This window comes from Caloramator australicus RC3 (assembly GCF_000297115.1).
GTDB classification, from domain to species: Bacteria; Bacillota; Clostridia; order Clostridiales; family Caloramatoraceae; genus Caloramator; species Caloramator australicus.
This window is the reverse complement of the sequence record NZ_CAKP01000019.1, coordinates 1-24688: the sequence shown is the minus strand read 5'-3', so window position 1 is coordinate 24688 and position 24688 is coordinate 1. Positions and strand designations below refer to the sequence as shown.

General features: G+C 33.3%; 25 protein-coding genes. 4 read left to right on the top strand and 21 right to left on the bottom strand.

Annotated features, from left to right (window positions below):
* Window positions 1-171 precede the first annotated feature (171 nt).
* The 8 genes from CAAU_RS02210 to CAAU_RS02175 form a co-directional block, all read right to left on the bottom strand.
* A complete protein-coding gene (locus tag CAAU_RS02210; RefSeq protein ID WP_008907806.1) occupies window positions 172-1140 on the bottom strand; it encodes an ABC transporter ATP-binding protein in 969 nt (322 codons plus the stop codon).
* Window positions 1133-2125 (bottom strand): ABC transporter ATP-binding protein, encoded by a 993-nt coding sequence (locus tag CAAU_RS02205; protein ID WP_008907805.1) that lies wholly within the window; start codon window positions 2123-2125, stop codon window positions 1133-1135. The genes CAAU_RS02210 and CAAU_RS02205 overlap by 8 nt, the downstream gene beginning before the upstream one ends.
* A gap of 22 nt (window positions 2126-2147) precedes the next feature.
* Complete coding sequence (gene opp4C, locus CAAU_RS02200) at window positions 2148-3122, bottom strand: oligopeptide ABC transporter permease (RefSeq protein ID WP_008907804.1); 975 nt, start codon at window positions 3120-3122, stop codon at window positions 2148-2150.
* A gap of 14 nt (window positions 3123-3136) precedes the next feature.
* Window positions 3137-4090 carry an ABC transporter permease gene (locus tag CAAU_RS02195; protein WP_008907803.1) on the bottom strand — a complete coding sequence of 318 codons (954 nt, stop codon included), beginning with the start codon at window positions 4088-4090 and terminating at the stop codon, window positions 3137-3139.
* A gap of 85 nt (window positions 4091-4175) precedes the next feature.
* Entirely contained in the window at window positions 4176-5789 is a 1614-nt protein-coding gene (locus CAAU_RS02190) for a peptide-binding protein (protein ID WP_008907802.1), read from the bottom strand.
* Between the two features lie 15 nt (window positions 5790-5804).
* Window positions 5805-6716, bottom strand: a complete 912-nt coding sequence (locus CAAU_RS02185; protein WP_008907801.1) for a hypothetical protein — start codon at window positions 6714-6716, stop codon at window positions 5805-5807.
* A 348-nt stretch (window positions 6717-7064) separates the two neighbouring features.
* A complete protein-coding gene (locus CAAU_RS02180; protein ID WP_008907800.1) occupies window positions 7065-7592 on the bottom strand; it encodes a tetratricopeptide repeat protein in 528 nt (175 codons plus the stop codon).
* Window positions 7593-7815: 223 nt separating this feature from the next.
* On the bottom strand, window positions 7816-8991 hold the full coding sequence (locus CAAU_RS02175; protein WP_008907799.1) for an FprA family A-type flavoprotein: 1176 nt from the start codon (window positions 8989-8991) through the stop codon (window positions 7816-7818).
* Between the two features lie 110 nt (window positions 8992-9101).
* On the opposite strand from CAAU_RS02175, the gene CAAU_RS02170 reads away from it, so the two are divergent.
* The 3 genes from CAAU_RS02170 to CAAU_RS02160 all read left to right on the top strand — a co-directional run bounded on the left by CAAU_RS02170 (window position 9102) and on the right by CAAU_RS02160 (window position 11755).
* Window positions 9102-10157: a hypothetical protein gene (locus CAAU_RS02170; RefSeq protein ID WP_008907798.1), complete on the top strand. Its 1056-nt coding sequence runs from the start codon at window positions 9102-9104 to the stop codon at window positions 10155-10157.
* 697 nt (window positions 10158-10854) lie between these two features.
* Window positions 10855-11523 (top strand): HesA/MoeB/ThiF family protein, encoded by a 669-nt coding sequence (locus tag CAAU_RS02165; RefSeq protein WP_008907796.1) that lies wholly within the window; start codon window positions 10855-10857, stop codon window positions 11521-11523.
* A 4-nt stretch (window positions 11524-11527) separates the two neighbouring features.
* On the top strand, window positions 11528-11755 hold the full coding sequence (locus CAAU_RS02160) for a MoaD/ThiS family protein (RefSeq protein ID WP_008907795.1): 228 nt from the start codon (window positions 11528-11530) through the stop codon (window positions 11753-11755).
* A 24-nt stretch (window positions 11756-11779) separates the two neighbouring features.
* Here the strand turns inward: CAAU_RS02160 and CAAU_RS02155 are convergent, their stop codons facing one another.
* The 13 genes from CAAU_RS02155 to CAAU_RS02095 all read right to left on the bottom strand — a co-directional run bounded on the left by CAAU_RS02155 (window position 11780) and on the right by CAAU_RS02095 (window position 23875).
* Window positions 11780-12409, bottom strand: a complete 630-nt coding sequence (locus CAAU_RS02155) for a V-type ATP synthase subunit D (RefSeq protein WP_008907794.1) — start codon at window positions 12407-12409, stop codon at window positions 11780-11782.
* Window positions 12409-13794, bottom strand: a complete 1386-nt coding sequence (locus tag CAAU_RS02150) for a V-type ATP synthase subunit B (protein WP_008907793.1) — start codon at window positions 13792-13794, stop codon at window positions 12409-12411. The genes CAAU_RS02155 and CAAU_RS02150 overlap by 1 nt, the downstream gene beginning before the upstream one ends.
* Window positions 13787-15562 carry a V-type ATP synthase subunit A gene (locus tag CAAU_RS02145; protein ID WP_479722817.1) on the bottom strand — a complete coding sequence of 592 codons (1776 nt, stop codon included), beginning with the start codon at window positions 15560-15562 and terminating at the stop codon, window positions 13787-13789. Before CAAU_RS02145 ends, CAAU_RS02150 begins: the two co-directional genes overlap by 8 nt.
* 5 nt (window positions 15563-15567) lie before the next feature.
* Entirely contained in the window at window positions 15568-15891 is a 324-nt protein-coding gene (locus CAAU_RS02140) for a V-type ATP synthase subunit F (protein ID WP_008907791.1), read from the bottom strand.
* On the bottom strand, window positions 15884-16870 hold the full coding sequence (locus CAAU_RS02135) for a V-type ATP synthase subunit C (protein ID WP_008907790.1): 987 nt from the start codon (window positions 16868-16870) through the stop codon (window positions 15884-15886). The genes CAAU_RS02140 and CAAU_RS02135 overlap by 8 nt, the downstream gene beginning before the upstream one ends.
* Window positions 16871-16902: 32 nt before the next feature.
* Window positions 16903-17499, bottom strand: coding sequence for a V-type ATP synthase subunit E (locus CAAU_RS02130; protein ID WP_008907789.1), 597 nt, complete (start codon window positions 17497-17499; stop codon window positions 16903-16905).
* A 13-nt stretch (window positions 17500-17512) separates the two neighbouring features.
* The gene (locus tag CAAU_RS02125) at window positions 17513-18022 is read right to left on the bottom strand and encodes a V-type ATP synthase subunit K (RefSeq protein ID WP_008907788.1); all 510 of its coding nucleotides are present in this window, start codon (window positions 18020-18022) and stop codon (window positions 17513-17515) included.
* 13 nt (window positions 18023-18035) lie between these two features.
* On the bottom strand, window positions 18036-19928 hold the full coding sequence (locus CAAU_RS02120; RefSeq protein WP_008907787.1) for a V-type ATP synthase subunit I: 1893 nt from the start codon (window positions 19926-19928) through the stop codon (window positions 18036-18038).
* Window positions 19915-20241: a V-type ATPase subunit subunit G family protein gene (locus tag CAAU_RS02115; RefSeq protein WP_008907786.1), complete on the bottom strand. Its 327-nt coding sequence runs from the start codon at window positions 20239-20241 to the stop codon at window positions 19915-19917. The genes CAAU_RS02120 and CAAU_RS02115 overlap by 14 nt, the downstream gene beginning before the upstream one ends.
* 168 nt (window positions 20242-20409) lie before the next feature.
* Window positions 20410-22071, bottom strand: coding sequence for a B12-binding domain-containing radical SAM protein (locus tag CAAU_RS02110; protein WP_008907785.1), 1662 nt, complete (start codon window positions 22069-22071; stop codon window positions 20410-20412).
* Window positions 22072-22073: 2 nt separating this feature from the next.
* Window positions 22074-22568, bottom strand: a complete 495-nt coding sequence (locus CAAU_RS02105; RefSeq protein ID WP_008907784.1) for a hypothetical protein — start codon at window positions 22566-22568, stop codon at window positions 22074-22076.
* Between the two features lie 4 nt (window positions 22569-22572).
* Window positions 22573-23145 (bottom strand): flavin reductase family protein, encoded by a 573-nt coding sequence (locus CAAU_RS02100; RefSeq protein ID WP_008907783.1) that lies wholly within the window; start codon window positions 23143-23145, stop codon window positions 22573-22575.
* A gap of 16 nt (window positions 23146-23161) precedes the next feature.
* The gene (locus CAAU_RS02095; RefSeq protein WP_008907782.1) at window positions 23162-23875 is read right to left on the bottom strand and encodes a zinc dependent phospholipase C family protein; all 714 of its coding nucleotides are present in this window, start codon (window positions 23873-23875) and stop codon (window positions 23162-23164) included.
* A gap of 265 nt (window positions 23876-24140) precedes the next feature.
* Here CAAU_RS02095 and CAAU_RS02090 point away from each other — a divergent pair.
* Window positions 24141-24688 (top strand): UPF0236 family transposase-like protein (locus CAAU_RS02090; protein WP_192811166.1); only part of this gene is annotated, 548 nt, incomplete at its 3' end.

The following is a 24688-nucleotide window of genomic DNA, read 5'->3' as shown; positions in this document are numbered from 1 at the left end:
TAACAAAAGCCCCATAAAGGACTTTCGTGGTATTGCCTCATAAACTTATATAATTCTAATACTTTAACTTATGAGCAATACCTTTTCTAATCCTTCCGGGGCTCTTGTAAAGTTAAACACTTAAAAGGGGTATCACAATCTAGTCCAATTTTATTCCTTTCATTTTTTATACTATTTATCATAAAGAAAACATGAAACAAAATGACCATCTTCGATTTCTTTAAATTCTGGAACAAAATGTTTACATACATCCATAGCATATCTACATCTCGTATGGAATACACAGCCCTTTGGTGCATTTATAGGCGATGGAACATCCCCTTGTAAAATTATCCTATCTTTTTTAAGTTTAGGATTGGGAATTGGAACAGCTGATAGCAATGCCTGTGTATAAGGATGCATAGGATTATTAAATAGTTCCTCAGTTTCAGCCATTTCAACCATTCTTCCAAGATACATAACAGAGATTCTATCTGAAATATGTCTTACAACGCTTAAATCATGAGAAATAAACATATAAGTCAACTTAAATTCTTCCTTTAACTCTTCAAATAGATTTATAACTTGTGCCTGTATCGAAACGTCAAGGGCTGAAACCGACTCATCTGCAACTATAAACTTTGGATTAAGGGCAAGAGCTCTTGCAATACCTATTCTTTGTCTTTGTCCTCCACTAAACTCATGGGGATATCTTCTAACATGGTAAGGGCTTAAGCCAACCTTATTTAATAATTCCTTAACCCTTTCAAGTTTTTCTGCACGGCTCACCTTTTCATGAATGGTAATTGGTTCGCCAATTATCTCACCAACCGTCATCCTAGGATTTAAAGAGGAATATGGATCTTGAAAAATAAGCTGCATTTCCTTTCTTTTTTTTCGAAGAGCCTCACCTTCAAGCTTTGTTATATCTTCACCATCAAAAACTATCTTTCCATCGGTAGGTTCTAATAGTTTTAATATTGTCCTTCCTGTGGTGGACTTACCACATCCTGACTCTCCAACTACGCCTAGCACTTCTCCTCTATTTATAAAAAAACTCACTCCATCAACTGCCTTTAAATAATTAACTGTTCTATTAAAAAATCCCCCCTTCATTGGGAAATATTTTTTTAGACCATATACTTCAACTAGTTTATCCATTGCTAACACCTACCTTTTCGTCATATAAGAAGCATCTTACACATCTTTCTTCTCCAAGTCTTATGATCTCTGGTTTTTCTTTATAACATATATCCTTTGCCTTATCACACCTTGGTGCAAATCTACAGCCTTTTGGCATATTTAATGGATTAGGAACTACTCCTGGGATAGCATCTAGTTTGCCCTTTTTACCATTTACATCAGGTATTGAGTTTAGCAATCCTTTTGTGTATGGATGTAATGGATTCTCAAAGATTTCTTCTACGCCGCCCTCTTCTACAACCTGTCCTGCATACATTACAACTACTCTATTGCAGGTTTCTGCTACTACACCCAAATTATGGGTTATCATCATAACAGCAGCATTAACCTTCTTTTTTAATTCATTCATAAGATCAAGAATCTGTGCTTGAACTGTAACATCCAATGCTGTGGTAGGTTCATCTGCAATCAAAAGCTTTGGATTACAAGCAAGGGCCATAGCTATCATTACTCTTTGTCTCATACCCCCACTTAAAGTGTGTGGAAACTCATTTACTACCTTTTCCGGTGAAGGTATGTTTACCAATTTAAGCATCTCAATGGCCTTTTCCCACGCATCCTTTTTTGACATCTTTTGATGTAGTATAAGAGCCTCGCTTATTTGATCCCCAACCTTGTAAACTGGATTTAAAGATGTCATTGGCTCTTGGAAAATCATACTGATTTTATTTCCTCTTATACTTCTCATTTCCTTCTCTGGTAAGTTTAATAAATTAACGCCATCAAACCATATTTCGCTACCCTCCATTATTTTTCCTGGAGGATTTGGTATGAGCCTCATTATGGACATGGAGGTTATACTTTTTCCACATCCTGATTCACCAACAACGCCTAATGTTTCTCCCGGCTTTATATAAAAATCAACTCCATCAACAGCTGGAATTACACCATCTTCAGTATAAAAATATGTTCTAAGATTTTTAATTTCAAGTAGCTTCTCCATAGCAACACCTCTAATCTTATTTTTACTGTTTTAATCTTGGATCTAATGCGTCCCTTAGACCATCACCAACGAAATTAAAGGATAATACAGAGAGGAATATAAATAACCCCGGCCAAAATGCCTTCCAAGGAGCTGATACCATTGTCTCTAATTCCTGTGCGTTAGTAAGCATATTCCCCCATGAAGGCGTCGGTGGCTGAACTCCTAACCCAAAAAAGCTTAGTGTAGATTCTGTTAAAATTGCTGATGCAAGACCCATTGTAGCTGCAACTATAACTGGGGCTATTGCGTTTGGAAGTATATGTCTAAATATTATGGCTGTATTACTTGCTCCTATACATCTTGCTGCCTCAACAAAATCCCTCTTTTTTAAACTTAAAAATTCCGCCCTTACATATCTTGCGATACCTGTCCATCCCGTTAACCCGATAACAATCATAACATTATAAAGATTAGGTTTAAAAATTGCCATTACCGTTATAAGAAGCATCATCGTAGGAATGGACATTATGGCATCAACAATTCTCATCATTATGTTATCAACTTTGCCACCGTAATAGCCGGCAATTGCTCCCCAAACAGTTCCTATCAAAACATATATACTTACTGAAACAAAACCAACCGTAAGTGAAATTCTTCCTGCATATATGCATCGAGAGAATACATCTCTTCCTAGCTCATCTCTTCCAAAGAAGTTCGGTTTAAATACTACCTCTTCCCCATTGACATTATAACCAACATATGATCTAAATGTTGGCGGACCATCGACATACATAATGTCATCCGCTGTTCCAGCTGGATCATAAGGTGCTATAAAGGGAGCAAAAATTGCTAATGAATATAAAATAATTAATATTGTTAGTCCTATAACAGCCATCTTATTTTTTCTAAATCTTCTCCAAAATATTTGAAACTTTTTTGAAAAGGTATCGCTATATTCATAGCTTTCTGCAAGCTCAACGCTTTTATTTTCATTATTAAGCTTTATTTCTGCCATCTCTATCCCCTCACTTAGTTATATTTTATTCTTGGATCCACTAATGCATATAATATATCCGCTACCATTGAACCTACTACTACCATTACCGAAGAAATAATAGTAACCCCCATAATTACAGGATAATCCCTCATAAATGTAGCATGAATGTAAAGCCTTCCTATACCTGGCCAAGAAAAAATTGTTTCTGTAACAACTGCACCGCTTACGAGCCATGGTATAATAAAGCCTATGATTGTTATTATCGGTAAAAGGGCGTTTCTTAAAGCATGTTTAAATATTACTACCCTTTCAGAAAGACCTTTACTTCTTGCAGTCCTTATGTAATCCTGTCTTATAACTTCAAGCATCGCACTTCTCATTTGCCTCATTTGCGATGCCATACTTGCCATACCCAATACAAGAGCTGGCAAAATTATGTGTCTTAAACGATCAATAAGATCAAACTCTTCAAAATTTGCCCTCATTCCGCCAGAAGGAAGCCAGCCTAATTTTAAACTAAACAATAAAATAAGCATTAGTCCGAACCAAAAAGACGGTATTGATATACCTATAAAAGCAAAGGTTGAAAACATATAATCCAAAATTGAATTTCTTTTTATTGCTGAATAAACACCAACTGGTATTGATACTAAAAACGATATAATAGTAGATACAATTGCAAGAGTTATAGTATTTGGCAATCTTTCTAAAATCATTTCAAGAACTGGTCTGCCATGTTGGAATGATTTACCAAAATCACCCTGGATAACATTTTTTAACCACAATATATACCTAATATATATAGGCTTGTCCAAACCTAATGATTTTCTTATAACTTCTACATCAACAGGATTTGCTGTCTCTGGATTAATAAACATATAAATAGGGTCGCCCGGTGCTAGGTTAATTATAAAAAACGTTATTAATGAAATTATGAAAAGTAACGGTATAGCCTGTAAAATTCTTTTTACAACGTATTTTAGCATAGTCCACCTCCACATTTCTCATTAATATAGATATGGCAAGAAACCTTGCCATATCTATAGTTAAACTAAAACAACATATTTTCTTTTACTTTTGTAATTCCCAACTCATGTATCCATCATTGGTTCCTAACAAGTCAACAACCTTAACGTTCTTTACCCTCTTATTGAAGGATAATCCGTTCTTTCTATATGCAATGTAAGTTATTGGTTGATCTTCAGCTATAATTTCTTGTAACTTCCAATATAATTTTTTCTGTTCATTAATATCAAATGTTTTTCTTGCATCATCTAAAAGTTTATCAACTTGCGGATTTTTATAGAAATTTCTATTAAAGGTTCCCTTTGCAGGATCGCTGTGGAATAAAACAGTTTGATCACCATCGATTGAAGTAATAAATCCAAGTAGAACTGCATCATATTTGCCAGCATAGTAATACTTATTTAAGAAGGTATTCCATTCAATTATTCTAGGTTCAACTTTTATTCCAACTAATCTTAATTGATTTTGGATATAAACTACAAGCTTTTCTCTCATTATGTTTCCTTTGTTTGTCATGAGAACAAACTGTAATTTTTGACCATTCTTTTCTCTTATTCCGTCCTTTCCTACCTTCCAGCCGGCTTGATCTAAAAGCTGCTTTGCTCTGTTTAAATTGTATTGAAGTGGCTTAACGTTAGGATTATAAGCCCAAAGCTTTGGATGGTATGAGCTATGAGCTACGCTTGCAACACCTTTATATATACCCTTTACCATAGCTTCCTTATTTAATGCGTGAGCAATAGCCTGTCTTACTCTCTTATCAGAGAATATCGGGTGTTTTAAATTATAAACGATATAGTCAAAGGATGCTCTGTCGTAAACGAATGTATTAAGGTTAGATTTTGTTCTCATTCTTGCAACGTCTGATTCTGGAACTACAACATAATCAGCTTCACCAGTTTCAGTCTTTACCATCGCAACTGCCTGTGATGGTGTTATTGTAAATACAATATACTCGATTTTGGGTTGTGGATCATAGAAGTTTGGATTACGTTTTAATACTACTCTTTCTGCTGTCTTCCATTCTACAAACATATATGGTCCGTTTCCTATTGGCTCTCTGTTATATTTACTTTCTTTAATTGATTTATAAGTTCCGTTTAAAAGTTTCTGTAATTCAGGCTCCCAAATATGCTTTGGAATAATGTAATAGTATGAAAAATTAGGTAATAATGCTGAATCAGGTTCCTTTAATTTAAATACGACAGTATATTTGTCTGGTGTTTCAATTGTATCAATATTTATAAAGTTGGATCTTCTAACTGATGCAACCTTTGGTTCAAGAATAAACTCATAAGAGAATTTAATATCAGCTGAGGTTAATTCTGTGCCATCATGCCATTTTATTCCTTTCCTGAGCTTAAAGGTTATAGTTTTATTATCATTTGAAATGGTTGGCATAGCCTCTGCCATATCAGGTATTAGCTTACCTGACCAATCCCTCTTTAAAAGTGCTCTAAACAAGAAGCCTGTAACTTCACTTGATGCATTATCACTTGAAATTGCTGGGTTTAAATCAATTGGATCTGAGAAGGTTGCATAATAAATAGTGTTTGCTTTTGTCATTGGCTCAGACTTTGCCTTTGTTACTCCAACAAAGCTTGATAGGATTATTACAGTAAATAAAAGTAAAGTAATAACTTGCTTTATTTTTTTCATTTTCTACCCCCCCTTTTATTTAATTTTTATGATATCAACAACTTTATAGCCAGAATCTGGATCAACTGAGAATTTAATCTTATCTCCAGCTCTTAAATCATTAAGATTTAATACGTCGCCAGTTGAGTCTGAAATGTTTGCCCAATCCTCGATTATAACTGTATCAACAAATGCAGCTTTTCCATATTTTATTAGAGTAACTTCCATAATGTTGCCTTTAATACTTCTAACTACTGCCTCAGCATCCTTGTAGAATGCATTTATATAAACTATTTCTCCATTATCGTTTGCAAGGGTGTAGAAATATGTTCCCCTATAAAGTGCCTTTGCTAGACTTGTTTCTTTACCATTCAATTCAACATAAACATCTTCATGAATAGGGAATGAGTTTATCTCTGCAGTTTTTATTTCATAAACTTTTTTATTATAGCTTACCTCTACCTTAGTCTCTGCTTCTGATTGATTTTTAGCTGGCAAATCTGCCTTAAATACTAAATCTGTAACTCCTTTGCTAACTACCATCTTATATTGGTCATCAGCTGTAAATTCTTCCTTTTCATCAATAAGTTTATATTCTTTTCCTTCAACTTTTACCTTCAATGTTCCTGGAATAACTGTTATGCTTCCAAGTCTTAATTTTTTCGAATCGACAAACTGAAATTGTGTTTCTAATTCCGGATTTAAATCAGTTGTTTTAACAACATTTCCATTAACTAATTGAGTTCTATCATCAATTGATGGTGCAGCTAGTGATGGTGGAGTTGAATCATCGCTTATATTAGTTCTAAAGTCAATCAATGACACTCCTATAATTCCTTGTCCTTCTAGTCCTGCAGCCGGAATTTCTAAATACGTTAGATATTGCGGAACATTGTTTTTGAGCCAGACCTTAAATGAAACCTTTAAACCTTTTTTAGCTACTTCCATAATATCTGATAAATTGCCTAGATAATAAACCTTTGTTTTGTTATTAACTGCATATCTTTGATTTTTACCTGCTTCTTTAATTACAACATAGTTTGGGCCAAAGTCTACTATAATGCCCTTTTTAAGTGCTGACTCAACTTCCTTAACGGGTTGAGCCTTTTTTTTGAGTGCTTGCTGCGCCTACAATTGGATAAGCTACAAAGCAAATAGCTAAAACCAACATAAGTAGGCTACTTAAAACTTTTTTCATAGATTCCCCTCCTTTTTTATTTTATTTAAATAGCCAAAAGCAATTTTAGACTTTTGGCTATATTTACAATACTGTTCAAATAATTTACTTGTAATAACTCACTTCATTAAACTCATTAAAAAAACATAAGCAATTAAAAACATAAGAATAGGCCATATAATTAAAAATTTCTTTTTATTTACATTTGTTTCTTTTACATTTGTGTAGTTATATTGTTCTCTTTTTAAGAGTCTTTTGTATTGTTTAAAATTTTTAACCCATAATTCTATTTGTCCATTTTTTTTATATAAAACCCCCAAATTGTAATATGCTAATGCATAATCAGGATCAACTTCAATAGCTTTTAAATAAAACTCCTCTGCTAATTCCATCTGACCTTCTTCTTGATATATGTTTGCAATATTAACATATGCAGGTGCATATTCACTGTTATTGTCTAAAGACAAGTTAAAATAGGTTAATGCCTTTTCTTTTTCCCCTTTATATGTATACAGAACACCCAATTTATTTAAAATTTTGTAATCATTTTTATTCAATTGTAACAATTTTTCGAATTTTATCTCTGCAGTTTCATATCTCCCTACTTCCATATCTTCACACGCTTCAGTATATAAATCGCTTAACATTTTATCCTCCTATTTTCTAATATTAGTATATTTTCCAAAAGCATTGTTAATTAATAATATAGCATCTTTATGCAAATTAGTCAATATTCTTAATTTTCTGATAAATTTAATTTTTTGTCACAAATTATACAGCTAAAGTTTTATTAGATAAATTAATAGTTTTCTCTATTATTCACTTATTGTTAAAATATTTTACAAAAATAAAAGCACCCGTTGTGGGTGCTTATACCTTTTCTCCTATTTCTCTTCCAATTTCCCTTGCTCTTTTTAAGTCCTCTTCACTTGGTTTAAAGCATACTTTAAATCCTGGCTCAATTACATTGAACTTCAATCCCTTTAACCTATCAGTAATCAATTGAACTCCTTCGCCGCTCCATCCATAGGAGCCAAAGGCCATGGCAATTTTGCCTCTATTGATTATGGGGCTTACTAATGAAAGAAAATCCCAAACGGGTTTTACTGCATCCTGGTTTATAGTTGGTGAGCCAACAAAAACTGCCTTTGCTTTATCTGCCTTTTCAACAAGCTTTTCTAAAGGAAGTTCAGTAATGTCATGAACATCAACTTCACAGCCTACATCCTTTAATCCTTCTTTAATGGCCATCGCAATTTCCTTTGTATATCCGTAGGCAGAAACATAGGCGATTAGGGCATATTTATCCTTTGGAATGTCTAAAACTGGTTTACTCCATTCATAGTATTTATCTATATATTTTTGCAAATCCTTTCTTAAAACCGGACCATGACTTGTTCCAATTAGATCAAATTGAAGGGGCTTTATCTTTTCAATTGCAGATAAAACATGCTTTTTGAAAGGTCCCATTATAACATCATAGTAGTATTTAAACTCATCATAAAAATCTCCAACCTCATCATCAAAAATACTGTCATCACAATAATGGGATCCTAAGAAGTCACAGGTAAAAAGTATTTTATCAAATTCATCATAAGTAAATATCGTATCCGGCCAATGCAAAAAAGGGGCTGAGATAAACTTTAATGTTCTTTTTCCTAAACTTAGTTCATCTTTCGCTTCTGTTCCATCGAAGTCCCTGTTTATTATATTCTTAATATACATTAAAGCTGCCTTTGAACCATATATTTTAATATCAGGATATTCACTCAAAATCGACTTTATAGAACCGCTATGGTCAGGCTCTGTATGATTTACTATTAAATAATCTACTTTTCTGTCGCCAATTACAGATTTTATCCTGTTTATAAATTCATCAAAAAATCCATCCTTAACTGTATCGATAAGCGCAACTTTTTCATCAACAATTAAATATGAATTATATGTAGTCCCCTTTTTTGTTGTCATTATGATATCAAAAACTCTAAGATCTGGATTTTTAGCACCAACCCAATAAACATCTTTTTTAATTTCTACTGCCTGCATAAATGCACCTCCTAAATATTTAAAATATTAATATTTTACAGTCCTCATTGTAGTAAATTTTATAAACAAACTCATATAATTAATTGAGGTTTATTTTTGGGGGTGAAAATTTGGTTGTTTTACTATTTTCCATTTTATGGGGGATACTTTTTACTTTAATTTTGATATCACCTACATCCTATTATCCATTATTATTTGCAATTTTTGTATTTTCAATTTTGATATTTGTTTTCTCTAGAAAATATTTTACTATAAATATAAAATATATTCCAGCCGCAATGATATTTTTCTTTTTCTCCTATGCTTTATGCAGTTATTTTGTATTTATGCCTAAAAAAAGTTCTTATCCGAATTTTTCAAACCTAGATAATCTAAAAAAGGCTGTAATTTTCTATAGCGAAGGAGAAATGGAAAAATATACTCCTTTTTATGCCAATTATTTTTTAAAGAATATAAATTTATTATCAAAACCCTTTCTTTGTTACAAAATTAAAAGATTTTACTATAAGATAGGAACCAATTATAAAAATGATGAATTATTAAAGGTGGCAAGAGAACTTAAAAAATCTCTTCTTAATTATAAACCCTACTACTTTTATATTGCCTTTGAAGGATATGTTCCCAAAATTCAAGATGCAATTAATTCTGCCATTAAAGATGGATGTAAAACCATATATATAGTCAACTATACCTCAAGGGAGATAGACTCAAAAATAAATAAAGAAGTAGATTTAGAATTTTTGAGGGATAGGGGAATAACAATAAAATTTACAAGACCTATCTACGCCTCAGATATCTTCATTAACTATTATGTTAATAAAATTAATAACCTTCCTAAAAGATTTAAAGGAATACTAATATATGATGATAAAACAAATACATCAGAAAAGTTAAAGGATCGACTTGTAAAGTATGGTTTTATAGAAAGCGGAATATTAATATCTAAAGATTTAAAATTCTCCTTTGATTATTATAAATCTCAAAGCATATCAGAAATTCTATTTGTTAATTTAGCAAGCAGCGGATGTGGCTATGAGGAGGAAATTTTAATGCAGGAGCTTACTAAATATACAGCATCCTTCAAGATTCATGCAATAAAGTCCTGGGGATATGATATTGAACTTGTAAAAGCTGCAATAAATGAATTCAAAAAAATAGAAAACTAAGGCACCGTGAGGTGCCTTCAGATTGTAGACAAACCCTCTTTGGTTTTCAGACTTTGCAAGAGCCCTGGAAGGATTAGAAAAGGCATCTCTCATGAGCTTTAGCAATTCTTGCTTTTCGACTTTTCAAAAGTCCGTAATTCTGCACACGGACGTGCAGAGCCGAGTGGCCGACACGGATGTCGGCTCACGAGGGTAGGACTTTTGGAAACAAAGAAAAGCTTAGAATTGCTTAGCGAAATGAGCGAATGCCAGGGAAATCCTTCACAGGGCTTATCAAAAATAACTTTTTCAACAGTCTGAAGGCACCGTGAGGTGCCTTTTAAAATAATTTAATGTTGTAAAAAAATTATGTAATGATAAAATAATAATAAGGAAGGAGGCTTTTTATGGAGATTGTAATGAACGATAAAACTTATAACTACATTTTAAATAAAGGTGGTAAGCTGGAAATTAAAATAATCAAAACTAGCTGTGGATGAGGTGGGCCTCAAGTAAAAAGCCTTTGGATTGAGGCAAAAAAGGTAGTTTTAAATGAAGAAAAATATGATGTGTTTGATTATAAAGATATAAAGATTTTTATTCAAAAAGGGATAAAGATTGGCGAAAGGATTGAACTTAGTTTAAAAGCCTCTTTACCACTTTTAGGATCATTTTTTAATTATAAAGGAATTGAAATTGAATAAATGGGGGTCTTTAGATGAACGATAAAATAAGTAACGATTTTAAAATATGCGTAATAGGATGCGGTTCAGTTGGGACTTCAATAATCGACTCCTTATCAAGATTGGGGATGAAAAATATTTCATTTATAGACGATGCCGAAATCAATGAAGCCGATGTTTTCACCCATTCTATATTTGACGAAAATGACATTGGCCGCCTTAAGGTCGAAGCTGCCTTTGAAAAATTAGAAAAGATAGATTCAGAGGTTCTTTTACAAGGATACATAGATAGAATAGATGAACATAACATCCATGCCTACTGCTCAGACTGCAATGTTATCGTTGACACTACTTCAAATTTTAATACCAGCCTTTTAATCAATGATTATTGTTTAAAAAACAAAAAAGTAATGGTATTTGTTCATCATAACTCTACATCAGGAATTGTAACACTAGTTTCGCCTTATAAAAATCACTGCATAAACTGTATAAAGGACATAATAACATCAAAAAATCTTGATAAAGACAATTTTGCCCTTAATCATCTTTCTAAAATTTTATCCGGACTTGCAGTTAATTTGATTTACAACTATGTAAATAGCAAAATTTCAAACAAAGTTTATTTTATAGATATTGAAAACGATATCTTTGAAACAATCGATGTAGAAAAACAAAAGGATTGTCCGTCGTGTTCTAAGGAGTGAAAGCATGAAGGTTACGGTCAAATTATTTGCCATGCTCTCTAAATATGCAGGTAGTTCTACTTTAACAATTGAAATTCCTCAAGGTGCAACAGTTAATGATTTAATAAAAAAATTAGCCTTGCCTTTAAATGAAGTTTTCAACTGCACTATTAATGGTCAAAACGCTGATTTTAACACAAAACTAAAGGATGGAGATACAGTTGGATTTTATCCATATATTGGTGGCGGATAAAATAAAGGTGGCAATTTGCCACCTTTATTTTTGCATCATACTCTTTATCTTCATAAGTCTTGTTAAAGTTCCACGCTCGTTTTCATCAAGCTTCATTGTAATATATTTTATTGTTTCCTTAAGCTGTGGAATCATAACATATTCAAGGGCGTTAACCCTTCTTCTTGTCTTTTCAATCTCATCTGCCATAAGCTGACAGGACTTTTCAACCTCTGCAAGCTCTAAAAGATGCGGCATAATATCATATAATTTTTTAATAGCAGCATCAAGCTCCCCAGTTGTTGCAAAGAAACCATAAGGATATATGCTTGCATTTTCGCTACCTTCTCTTACAAAGTTCATAATGGGAACATTAACGCTCATTATATTCTTTTTTGTTACATCAAGCTTTATAGTTTCAGCCGGCATTGCAATCGCCTCTTCTAACGCTTCCGTCCCCATTACTGCCCTTGCCATCATAAAATCCTTAAGGGATTTCGTAAGTTCTTCCTCAACCTTTAGTCTCAATTCATTGTTTTTCTTTATAAGGTCAATAAACTTTTTCATAAGTTCATCCTGTTTATCCTTTAAAAGTTTATGACCTCTTACAGCAACCTTTAACCTCTTTTTAAGACGGCTAAGCTCCATTCTCGTTGGATTGACATTTAATCTCATTAAATTTCATCCCCTTTTTTGGGCAAGTACTTTTCGATGTATTCCTCTCTAATTCTCTTAAGCTCAGTTCTTGGAAGTATCGATAGGAGCTCCCATCCTATTGTTAGTGTTTCTTCAATGCTTCTATTTTCATATTCCCCTTGGCTTACATATCTTTTTTCAAATTCCTCAGCGAATTTAGCATAAAGCTTATCTGTATCTGAAAGTGCAGCCTCACCAAGGATTACTGCAAGTTCCTTTGCCTGCTTACCTTGTGCATAGGCAGCAAAAAGCTGGTTCATCGTATCTGCATGGTCTTCCCTCGTCTTACCTTTACCAATTCCTTTGTCCTTAAGTCTTGATAGGGATGGTAAAACATCTATTGGAGGATTAACACCCTTTCTGTAAAGCTCTCTGCTAAGAATTATCTGACCCTCTGTTATATATCCTGTAAGGTCAGGAATTGGGTGAGTCTTATCATCTTCTGGCATTGTAAGGATTGGAATTTGTGTAATTGAACCTTCCTTGCCCCTTATTTTTCCTGCCCTTTCATAAAGGGTTGAAAGGTCAGTATATAGATAACCTGGATATCCTCGGCGTCCTGGAACTTCCTTTCTTGCAGCTGAAATTTCTCTTAGGGCTTCACAGTAGTTTGTCATGTCCGTCATTATAACAAGAACGTGCATTCCCTTTTCAAAGGCCAAATACTCTGCCGTAGTTAGTGCCATTCTTGGAGTTGCAATTCTTTCGATTGGTGGGTCGTTTGCAAGATTTATGAAAAGAACTGCCCTGTCTATAGCACCAGTCTTTTTAAAATCTGATATAAAGAATTCAGCCTCTTCAAATGTTATACCCATTGCAGCAAATACAACTGCAAATTTGCTATCAGCACTTAGAACCTTTGCCTGTCTTGCAATTTGAGCTGCAAGCCTTGCATGGGGAAGACCTGAACCTGAGAATATGGGAAGCTTTTGCCCTCTAACAAGGGTGTTAAGTCCATCTATTGCTGAGATACCCGTTTGAATAAATTCTGACGGATAGTCCCTTGCAACAGGGTTTAATGGGTTACCATTAATGTCAAGCTTCTTTTCAGGAATTATTTTAGGTCCTCCATCTTTTGGTCTTCCAAGACCATCAAATACTCTTCCAAGCATATCCATTGATACGCCAAGCTCAAGTGTTTTACCCAAAAACCTTACTTTACTTCCCTGAAGATTTATACCTGCAGAACTTTCAAACAGCTGAATCAAGGCTTTATTTCCATTTATTTCAAGAACCTTTCCCCTTCTTATTTCTCCACTTTGGGTTTCAATTTCAACTATTTCATCGTAAAGTGCTCCTTCAACCTCATCAACAAGCATCAATGGTCCTGCAACTTCCCTTATAGTTCTATACTCTCTAAGCATTTACAAACCCTCCCTCCGATATAAGAGTTTCTATCTGCTCCTTAAGTTCTACGAATATTTCATCCACCTTGTTTATTTCACTTTCTGGAACATACTTTGCTCTTGCTATTTTTTCTCTTACGGGAAGGTTTGATATCCTGCTAAGGTAAACCCCTGCATCTAATGCCCTTTGAGATTGATGGTAGAATTCCAAAATTAGTTTTAACATTTTATATTGCTTATTTAGTGAAGTATAGGTATCAACCTCATGGAAGGCATTTTGATGTAGATAGTCCTCCCTTAAAGACTTTGCTGCCTCTAAAGTTAGTCTATCCTTTTCTGATAAAGCATCTATACCTACAAGTCTTACGATTTCCTGCAATTCATCTTCTTCCTGTAATATCTTCATGGCTTCTCTAACCATCTCGCCCCAGCCTTCAAAGCCCATTCTTTCAATATACGGTGCGATTTTTTCCATGTATAATGAATAACTTAAAAGCCAGTTTATAGCTGGGAAGTGTCTTCTATAGGCAAGATTTGCATCAAGTCCCCAGAATACCTTAACTATTTTTAATGTAGCCTGAGTTACAGGTTCTGAAAGGTCTCCACCTGGAGGAGATACTGCACCTATAACTGTCAAGGCACCTATTCTTTCATCTGATCCTAAGCAGTAAACCTTTCCTGCTCTTTCATAAAATTGTGCTGCACGGGATGCAAGGTAAGCTGGATATCCTTCTTCACCAGGCATTTCTTCAAGACGTCCTGACATCTCTCTAAGAGCCTCTGCCCATCTTGAAGTTGAATCTGCCATCATTGCAACTGAATATCCCATATCTCTAAAGTATTCTGCAATTGTAATACCAGTATAAATAGAAGCCTCTCTTGCAGCAACAGGCATGTTTGATGTGTTAGCAATAAGAACAGTTCTTTTCATTAATGGCTCCCCTGATTTTGGGTCCTTAAGTTCTGGGAATTCCATTAAAACATCAGTCATCTCATTGCCACGTTCACCGCAGCCGATGTATACAACTATCTCCGCATCCGCCCATTTAGCAAGCTGGTGCTGAACTACTGTCTTTCCACTTCCAAAGGGACCTGGAACACAAGCTGTTCCTCCCTTTGCAACTGGGAAGAAGGTATCTATTATTCTTTGTCCAGTAATTAGTGGTTCCTCTGGCGTTATCTTTGATTTATATGGTCTTCCCTTTCTTACAGGCCACTTTTGCATCATTGTAAGATTTACAATTTCGCCATCTTTGTTTTTAACCTTAGCAACAGTATCTAAAACCGTGAAATCTCCTTCTAATATCTCTACAATTTCTCCCTCAACATTATATGGAACCATTATTCTATGTTCTATTAAAGTTGTTTCTTGAACAGTTCCAAATATGTCTCCAGGTTGAACATAGTCTCCTACTGATTTTTTAGGAACAAAGTGCCATTTCTTTTCCCTATCTAGGGCTGGAACGTCAATACCCCTTGTTATAAAATCTCCTGCCATCTGCATTATCTTATCAAGAGGCCTTTGAATTCCATCAAACATCGCTTCGATAAGGCCAGGGCCAAGTTCAACACTCAATGGCTCACCAGTAGTTTCAACAGGCTCGCCAATACCAAGACCTGATGTTTCCTCGTAAACCTGAATTGAAGCCTTATCTCCACGCATTTCTATTATTTCGCCTATAAGTCTTTTATTACCAACTCTACAAACATCGAACATCTTGGCATGCTCCATGCCTTCAGCAACAACTAATGGTCCTGAAACTTTTATAATCCTTCCCGCCTTCAAGACTATCAACCTTCCTTCTTTGATAAAATATCTACTCCAACAGCCTTTTCAACATTGTCTTTTATTTTTTGAAGTCCAATTCCAAGACTACCTTGAACGCCTGGAATTAATATAACTGCAGGTAAAAAGCTGTTTTTATATCTTTCTATGGTTTCATCTATTTCCTTGGCAATAGTTTCTGTTACGAATATAAGACCATAGCCCTCCCTTGCCATACCATCGATTGCCATTTGGGCTTCCTTTGCATTTTCAACCCCCTTAACAGTCATACCAAGGGATAAAAAGGCTATAACTGCATCCTTTTCCCCGACAACTCCAATCTTATACATAAATATCACGCAACCTTTCCCTTATAACGTCGGGTGCTACGTTGTTCTTTTTGCCCGTTAAAACTATTCTCAAAAGCCTTATTTCGTTCTCCTTTGCTAATATGTAAGCTATAAGAGGATCCGGCCCAAAGGAGACAAACTTAGAATTTTTAATAAAGTCGATCAAATAATTATCACCATACTTTTCAAGGCTTCCAAGATCGTTTGTTTTTAAATATTCCTCTAAACCACCCTTTACCCACTTAAAATGTTCAGTATGCATTATCTTGTTACCAAAGGAGTCAAGGGAATCGTTAAAACTATTGAGGAAATGGTCTATATCTATATTGCCACCCTCGATAAACACTTTTCTAAAAAGTTCCCTTTCTCTATCCTGAACTCTTATTCTTATAAAGGCCTTTATATTAGTCATGTCTATTATAATCTTTATTATCTTTATCAAATACTCAAGCTTTGATTTTTCAGCTATTTCAAACATATATTTTATTATCCCTTTATCAATTGTAATATCTATCCCTTGGGGATTTTTATTGGCTTTATATTCCCCAATTGCACCTTCAATACAATTTCTCAATGTAGATGGAAGATCTCTAAAATTTTCATCCTTGATCATTAACTTTAGAGAATCTAAAGGAATAGTTCCAATGTTATAAAGAAGCCTTTCATACTCAAAGCTTGAGAATTTAGCCTTGATTAATGTCTTAATATTATGAGCATCATATCTTGCCGCTAAAAAGTCTACAACTTCCTTTGAAGGACTTATTTTCCCCATTTCGGAATAAAGATCCTCTAAGGCCTTCTTTAATCCTACTTCAAAATCCCTCATATCATAATTAGAATACACTGTATCCTGAAGCATCCTTACTGCTTCGTTAAAATCCTTTGCCTCAATAAGGGCTTCAAATTTAGCCTTATCGAGCATTTTTGTTTCCATAGCCTTAACCCTTGCAATGCTCTGTGCAAAATAAGTTAAATCCATTGCTTCCCCTCCTATCTTGTTAAATGGAGGAACTAGAAAAGTTGTTTTGCTAGTTCAGCCTCTAGCTCATCTCTTAAATTCCTAATTAAAGCTTCAATTGTGCAGTTTATCTCAAGTCCCCTTCTTCTTAATATAAATCCTGAACTTATATTTAGGGTTTCCTGGCTAAATTTAAGATTGCCGAGCTTACCCATTGACATAAGTTCCCTGTTTATATCGAACAAAAAGTTTTGATCAAATTTATTCTTATCTTTAACGGAAAGGACTATTTCTTCATCTCCTGTTTCCACATTATTTAATATAAGCTTTTTAAAAAGATCTCTGTATGAAGCAATATCCATGTTATTAATTCTTTCAACAACAAGTCTAAATACATTATCAATGGCATCTTGTTTTGCCTTTAATACCATATCCCTTGCTTCCATTTTAGCCTTTGAAATTATTCTTTCCTTTCTTTCCCTTCCGTCCCTTTCTGCTTTTTCCTTTAACTCTTCAATTATTTTATCTGCCTTACTTTTAGCTTCTTCTAAAGTTGAATTCGCCTTCATAGATGCTTCATTTTCTATGTTAGCTGCCTTTTCATTGGCATCAGATAAGAGCCTTTCCTTTAAATTTTCAATTCCGGCCATTTTAAGCACTCCCTCATATCTTTATGTTAACGATCATCAATATTGAAGTAATCAAAGCAACTACGGCATATGTTTCAACCATTACGGCATAGATAACACCATTAAACATCTTTTCTGGTCTCTTTGCAAGTATTTGGATACCTGCCGCTGCAGTCTTACCCTGTGATATTGCTGAACTATATCCAACAAAGGCCATTGGAAGGCATGCCATTAATAGATAAAATCCTTGAGCTAATGTTAAAGGCTTTAATCCTCCTGTTAATAAACCTATTCTTGAAAGAACAATTAGAGCTGTAATAAAACCATAAAATCCCTGTGTTCCTGGGATAACCTGTAATATAAGTGATTGACCAAACTTTTCTGGATCTTCAGTAATAAGGCCTGCAGCACTTTGACCTACGATACCAACACCTCTTGCTGAACCAATGCCCGCCATTAATGCTGCAAGGGCAGCTCCTAATAATGCTAAAGTTGCTCCACCATAAGCTCTTAAAAATTCAACGAATGTTGTAAAGTTTTCCATATTAACTCCTCCCTTATTCTACTTTTATAAATTTTGTTTTTATTTTTAAAGGCTCAAAGGCCTTTCCGCCACCTTCATAGAATTTGCCGAAGAATTCAAGATACTGCAATCTTGATGTATGGACATACGTTCCTAAAATTCCTATAAGAAAGTTAAATGTATGTCCTGCTATAAATATCAGTGGTCCAAAGATATAAACTACTACACCTTTTCCTAAAAGGCTTATAAGAAGATTAAAGGACCATCCAATTAGCCCCGATGCAAGACCAAGAGCTAAAAGGCGCGAGTAGGATAGAGCATCACCTAAATATCCTGTAACACCATATAATGAGTAAAATCCACCAAAAAACTTACCAACTATGGTTTTGTTTTCTCTTCCATGGGTTAGAAGTATTATTAATGCGCCTAATATTGCAAGAACCTTCGCTATAGTTCCTCCGCCGAGGAACATCCATATAAGCCCTGAAAGTAGTAAATACCATGCTCCAACATCAAAGAAGGCATCTAAAACTTTTCCGTTCTTAATCAACATATATGCCTTTGTTCCAAGCCCAACATAAAGATGAACTATACCAAAAATTATAGACCATTTTAAAATCTCCATAGGTTCATTTACAGGATCAACCCATAGTGGTTTAAGTTTAATTATTCCTCCAAAGAAACTGCCATATAACAAACCAAATGCTATTGTTGGAATGCTGCAATATAGTATAAGCTTTAGTAGCTTTTTAAGATCCCCCTCAATGTTTGTAAACTTAAGGCCTAAAATTCCTACCAAAAACATCAAAATACCATATCCAACATCCGCCATCATCATTCCAAAGAATAAAAGGAAAAACGGCGTAAGAATTGGTGTTGGATCTATCTCTGTTGGCTTTGGTAGTGCATACATAGAAGTTACAACCTCAAAGGGTTCTGACAGCCAGTTGTTTTTTAATAAAACTGGTGCATTTTCAAATTCTGCATCCTCAACTTCAATGAATACATGTTTAAATTTATTTTGAACATTTTCTTTTACTACATCAACTTTGTCTTCTGGAATCCATCCTGTTAAAACCGCTGTCTTTTTGGTTAAAACAAGCTTTGATTTTGCCTGCTCAAGCTGAAGTTTAGAATAGAAATAATCGTAAATTTTTTCAACATCTTCGATATTTTTTGCAGCTTCCTTTGCCCTTTCTATTAACTTTTGATATTCTTCTTCTAAACTTTCGATTTCTTTATTTAGCTCTAATATCTTTTCCTTTGGTGTTTTATCAAATTCTAAATTAGTCTTTGCAAACCCGTATTTTTTAAGAACTTCTGATACTTCATTAAACTTATCTTTATGTGCAAGAACTAATATATTTACATCATTTTGCTTTTCAAATATTGTTTCGATATAAATTTCTTTAAAGGTCTCATTAAGCTCTATTAATAGCTGTTCTTTATATTTTTTATTTACCGTCCCTATAAAATAAGCAACATTTTTTAGCGATTTTAATTCAGCTTCTGAGACGTCAAGATTAACCCAGTTTGAATATTGATCGATCAAAGACAACACTTTTCCTTTTTTTGTCCTGTTTGTATTCATCGATTCCTCGATGAATTTTGCTGCCTTATAATATTCCTCCCAATCTAAATGGGAATCAAGCCTTTCAAATTCCTCAAAGCTTAATACATTTTTAGGAGTAAAAATTCCTTTTTTCTCCTCTGAATATTGCTTTAAGAATTCATAGGTAAACTTAACTTTTGCAAATTCATATTCTACTTCGTTTGAGGGCTTTTCTTTTTCATAATCAGTATCTTCTAGTTTATCCTTTAAATCTACTATCTGAACTACGCCTAATTTTTGCAGAAGTTTTAATATTTTTTCCTTGTCTTCCTTAGCACAAGCTAAGTTCAATTTTTTCATTTTAACTATCGCCATGGCTATTCACTATCCTCTCAATAACCATATTAATTGCCTTTTCTATCTTTTCATTAGGTATGTTTTTTATATTTTCTATCGTCCTATTTGCCTCCTCATAAATAGGCCTTGCCTCTTCTTTGCCTTCCTCCTCAAACCTATTTATAGTTTCCCTATAAATTTCATTACCCTTAAGGTTTGCTTCCTTGATCAATAAATCATACTTTTCCTTTGCAGCCTTTAATATACCATTTGCCTTCTGCTGTGCTGATTTAATTATCTCATCAGCCTGCCTTTCAATTTCAGCCACCTGCTTAACAACTTCAAGTGCCAAGTTATCACCACCTTTTATTTTGATAAAAATTAATAAATAATTTACAAATTACATTATACTATAATTTTTTTTAATAGAGAAATTTATTAATATTGATATTTTTTAAAAAATTACATAAATCGATTGTTAAAGTATTAATTTATCGAATTTTCTTGTAATTTTTAAATATTACATATTGATGTAAAAAAATCGCTTATCTAGTAAATTAATTACAAGGATGTAATTTCCATATATGTAATCTTCCTTTATATCAACCTTTACCTTTACAGCAAAAACAGATTTGAAATCTTTAACACGTAATTTTTCATATATAATTTCCTTATTCTCAGCTAAAACATCTTTTATGTTTATCTCATCATTACTTTTAAAAAATTCTGGAAGATACCCTTTCTTTGTAGTAAACAAATAATCATGAATCAAAAGGCTCTTTACTATATCCTCATCCTCATATTTTTTTAAAAATTCAAGCAAAAGCTTTGTTTTTCCATTAAGATCAAAATTCAATTTAAAGAAATTATTTTCCTCTAAAAAGATAGTAAGCTTACTGAAAAATTCATAGCTATTTAACTTGTTTAAAAAGTATCTGATTGTATTATTAAATATATGGGAATTATAAAATGTTTCAAAAACCTCTTCAAATTTTAAAAGAAATACAACTTCTTCAAAACTTAAATCCTTTGTCTTTAATACCTGATAAGGGGGATAGGGTGAATATTTGATTCCATACTCCTCTGCCTCAAAGCTAATCGGTGACCCCTTCAGCACCTTTAAAAAACCAATTTGCAAAACATCCGGTTTTATATCCATTACATCCTCAAAGGACCTTCTAAAGGAACTAAAATCCTCTCCCGGAAGTCCAACAATAAGATCCAAATGACAATGGATATTTCCCATACTCATAACCCTTTTTACATTATTTTTTACTCTTTCGAAATCCATTATCCTATTTATATTTTTTAAAACAGTTTCATTGGTAGTTTGCACACCTATCTCAAATTGAAAAAGATCCTTTGGTGCCCTTTTTAAAACTTCAAAGCAATCCTCATCCAAAAGATCCGCTGCTATTTCAAAATGAAACTTTGTTCCCTTTGAGTTTTGAATTAGAAATTCCCAAATTTCAATAGCCATTCTTTTATTTGCATTAAAGGTTCTGTCTACAAATTTAACAAGTTTAACATCATTGTCTATTAAATATTTTAAATCTCTTTTAATCCTTTCCAAACTAAAAAAGCGGACACCCTTTATTGTTGATGAAAGACAATATTTGCAGCTAAAAGGACATCCCCTTGAAGCTTCATAATATACTATTTTTGAAGGAATTTCCAAATCATACGGGAAAGGAATGGTATCTAAATTTGTAATCAAGGGCCTTTCTTCATTTACAATTATCTCTTCACCCAATCTAAAGGCCAGACCCTTCATAGACTTCAAATCCTTCCTCTTTCCCTGTCTAGATAAATACTCTAAAAGTTCCTTGAAGGTTTCTTCACCTTCGCCAAATATTATGTAATCAATATACTCATTTAACTGAAGTATATTTTTTGGATCATATGAAACCTCTGGCCCACCTAATATTATAGTTATATCTTTATTTATTTCCTTTAATATGCCGCATATCTTTAAGATATTTTCAATATTCCATATGTAACAGGAAAAGGCCACTACATCAGGTTTTTTTCTTGCTATTTCAAGGGCTAAATTAAACGGATTTTCATTAATTGTTCCTTCAAATATTTCTACATCAAACTCATTTACATAGGCCCTTAAATATCTTATTGCTAAATTTGAATGAACATACTTTGAATTTAACGCAATCAACAATACCTTCATTTCTATCCTCCGTAAGTTGCCTCTATGTAATATAGAATCCCATCATCTTCTAATTTTAAAATTTTGTATCCATTTTTAAACAGAATCTTTTCAACATATTTTGAATTTAAAGAAAATATTTTAAATCTAAAGGTTTCACTTAAAGTTTCTATTTTATTATTTTTTTTAATCACCTTGATTTTTAATGTATCAAAGGGAGATATTCTTCTATAATTAATATCCCAAATCATTATCCTTGCTTCATCATTAAGATTATTTTTAAGATTATTTAAAAGCCTTTTTAAATTTTTTCTTCCATATTTATTAATAGATAGAAAAAATAGCACCGTATCAAACTTGCCAAGCTCAGCATTAATATCTTTAACTGTCTTAAAATCCTTTTCATACTCCTCATTAACATTTTGAATAATCAAATTTGCACCTTCATAGCTTATATCCAAAATATCCCCCTTAAATTCCTTGCGGCTAATATCAATAAGATATTGTTTATCCCCCATAATATCACCTTTTTTTCTTTTTCTTTTCTACCGAAAAGCCAAACTTCCCAATGTGTTCTCCTGCTACACAATATTTACCATGGTTATACATTAAAAGTTTTGCCTTATCAAGGTGCAGCTTCCCTGTTTCATCTATTAACTTTTCTTCTACATTTACGGCTACAACTTCAGCAATAAACATGTGATGGCTTCCAAGTTCTATTATTTGCCTTACCCTACACTCCAGCGCCAAAGGGCATTCCTTTATTATGCTGGCAGATACTACGCTTGACTTTTCCTTTGTTAGATTTAAAAATTCAAATTTATCTACATCCCTTCCTGACCTTACCCCACAGAAATCCGTTGCATAGGCCAAGTCCCTATTTGGGATATTGACAACAAATTCCCCTGAATTTTTAATAAGCTCATAACTATATCTTTCAGGCCTTATCGAGATTGAAAGCATTGGAGGATCAGAACACACGGTTCCTATCCAGGATATTGTAATTATATTCTCTTTATCCTCATATTTAGATGTTATAAGGGCGGCAGGCACAGGATAGAGCATAGTCCCTGGTTTCCAAGTAATCTTTGGCATATCTTTCCTCCTTCTGCTAATTTATATTATTTATTTTAGTCACATCATTAAAATATTTCAACATCATTCCTGCCGTCGTTTTCTGTGCCTGGGTTAAAATTTTTTCTGTTATTTTAAAATATCTTTCTTCTTTATTCTGTAAATGTTTATATTTTAAATAGGCTTCTATTGCTATCTTCGCATTTTCTTCAATAAAATCCTTAATGGAATTTAAATATATCCCGCCTTTTTCAATTTTAAAGGAATCATGCATAAGAAATGTCTTTATTACCCAAAGCTCATATTTTCTATGGCTGTCCAAGAGCTTAATATTGACATGCTGAGGAACCGTCATATCCTGAATGATGTGACAAGAAGATCCAAGATAAAAGGCAGAAGCATTTATTTTCCCTTCCTTATATAAATTAATTGCCTTGGTATAATAATAGGTTGCCTCCTTTAGGGCGTTGCTTGCACCGTAAAGGCCCCTATTTTTTTCAGGATTATAAAAATGATTGCTGCTTTTAAAATCCTGGTCTGCCCAAACAACCCCTGAATTTATATCCCTCATATATTTAGATAGAAAATCATAAGCTTCTTCATTACCATCATTTTTTAATATTTCTATAGCTTGATTATTTATAAACTTGTGGACCTTACATTCCGTTTTAATTATCTTCTTTTTAATGGGATTTACAGCTTTTAAAATATGCTTAAGAACAAATCCATAGGATTTTTCTAAGGCTTCCATACCATCACCTCAAATTTCTTTTCAATTATATTATAAAACAAATAAAAAAAAATATCCTCCTTTTCGGAGGATACTTAGAGGTGATTTATTATAAACCTTACGTAATGACTTCCACACCTCTATTATTTTAGACTTTATTCGACATTTTGTAAACATAGTGTAAAATTATTGTAGGACGAAAAAAGACAAAAAATTTAAAAGAGACAACCCCTGTGATAAAATAAAAGTGAAAAAAAACACACAAACCAATAAGGGGGTGTCTCTTTTGAATAATATTATACAACAACATTTAATAAATTTCACTACTAAATTAATAAAAAATGTTGAAGAAACTATATCAAAAGAATGGGATTTAACAAAACTTGTTGATGTAGTTAAAAAAATGACTGATGAATTAGGAGCAAACATAATAAAGGACTTTTTAGAAGAATTAGATAAAACGATTAAAGAAGATGAAAAAAGGAAAAAGGGATGGGTAGTAGAAAGGAAAGACAAGAAAAAGATTGTAACAATGCTAGGCGAAATAGAATATGCAAGAACGTATTACAAATCTAAGAAGAATGGGGAATATAGATATTTACTTGATGAAATTATAGGGATAAGCAAACATGAGAAGGTAGATAAAGAAGTAAAGATAAAGCTGGTGGAGAACGCAATTAATATGTCCTATGAGGAGAGTAGTAAAATAACATGTCCGGAGAAACTAAGTAGACAGACAGTATTTAATGCAATAAGACAGGTAGGAGAAGTAGAAGTAAAAAGGGAAGTAAAAGAAAAGAGGAAAGTAAGGGTGCTATACATAGAAGCAGATGA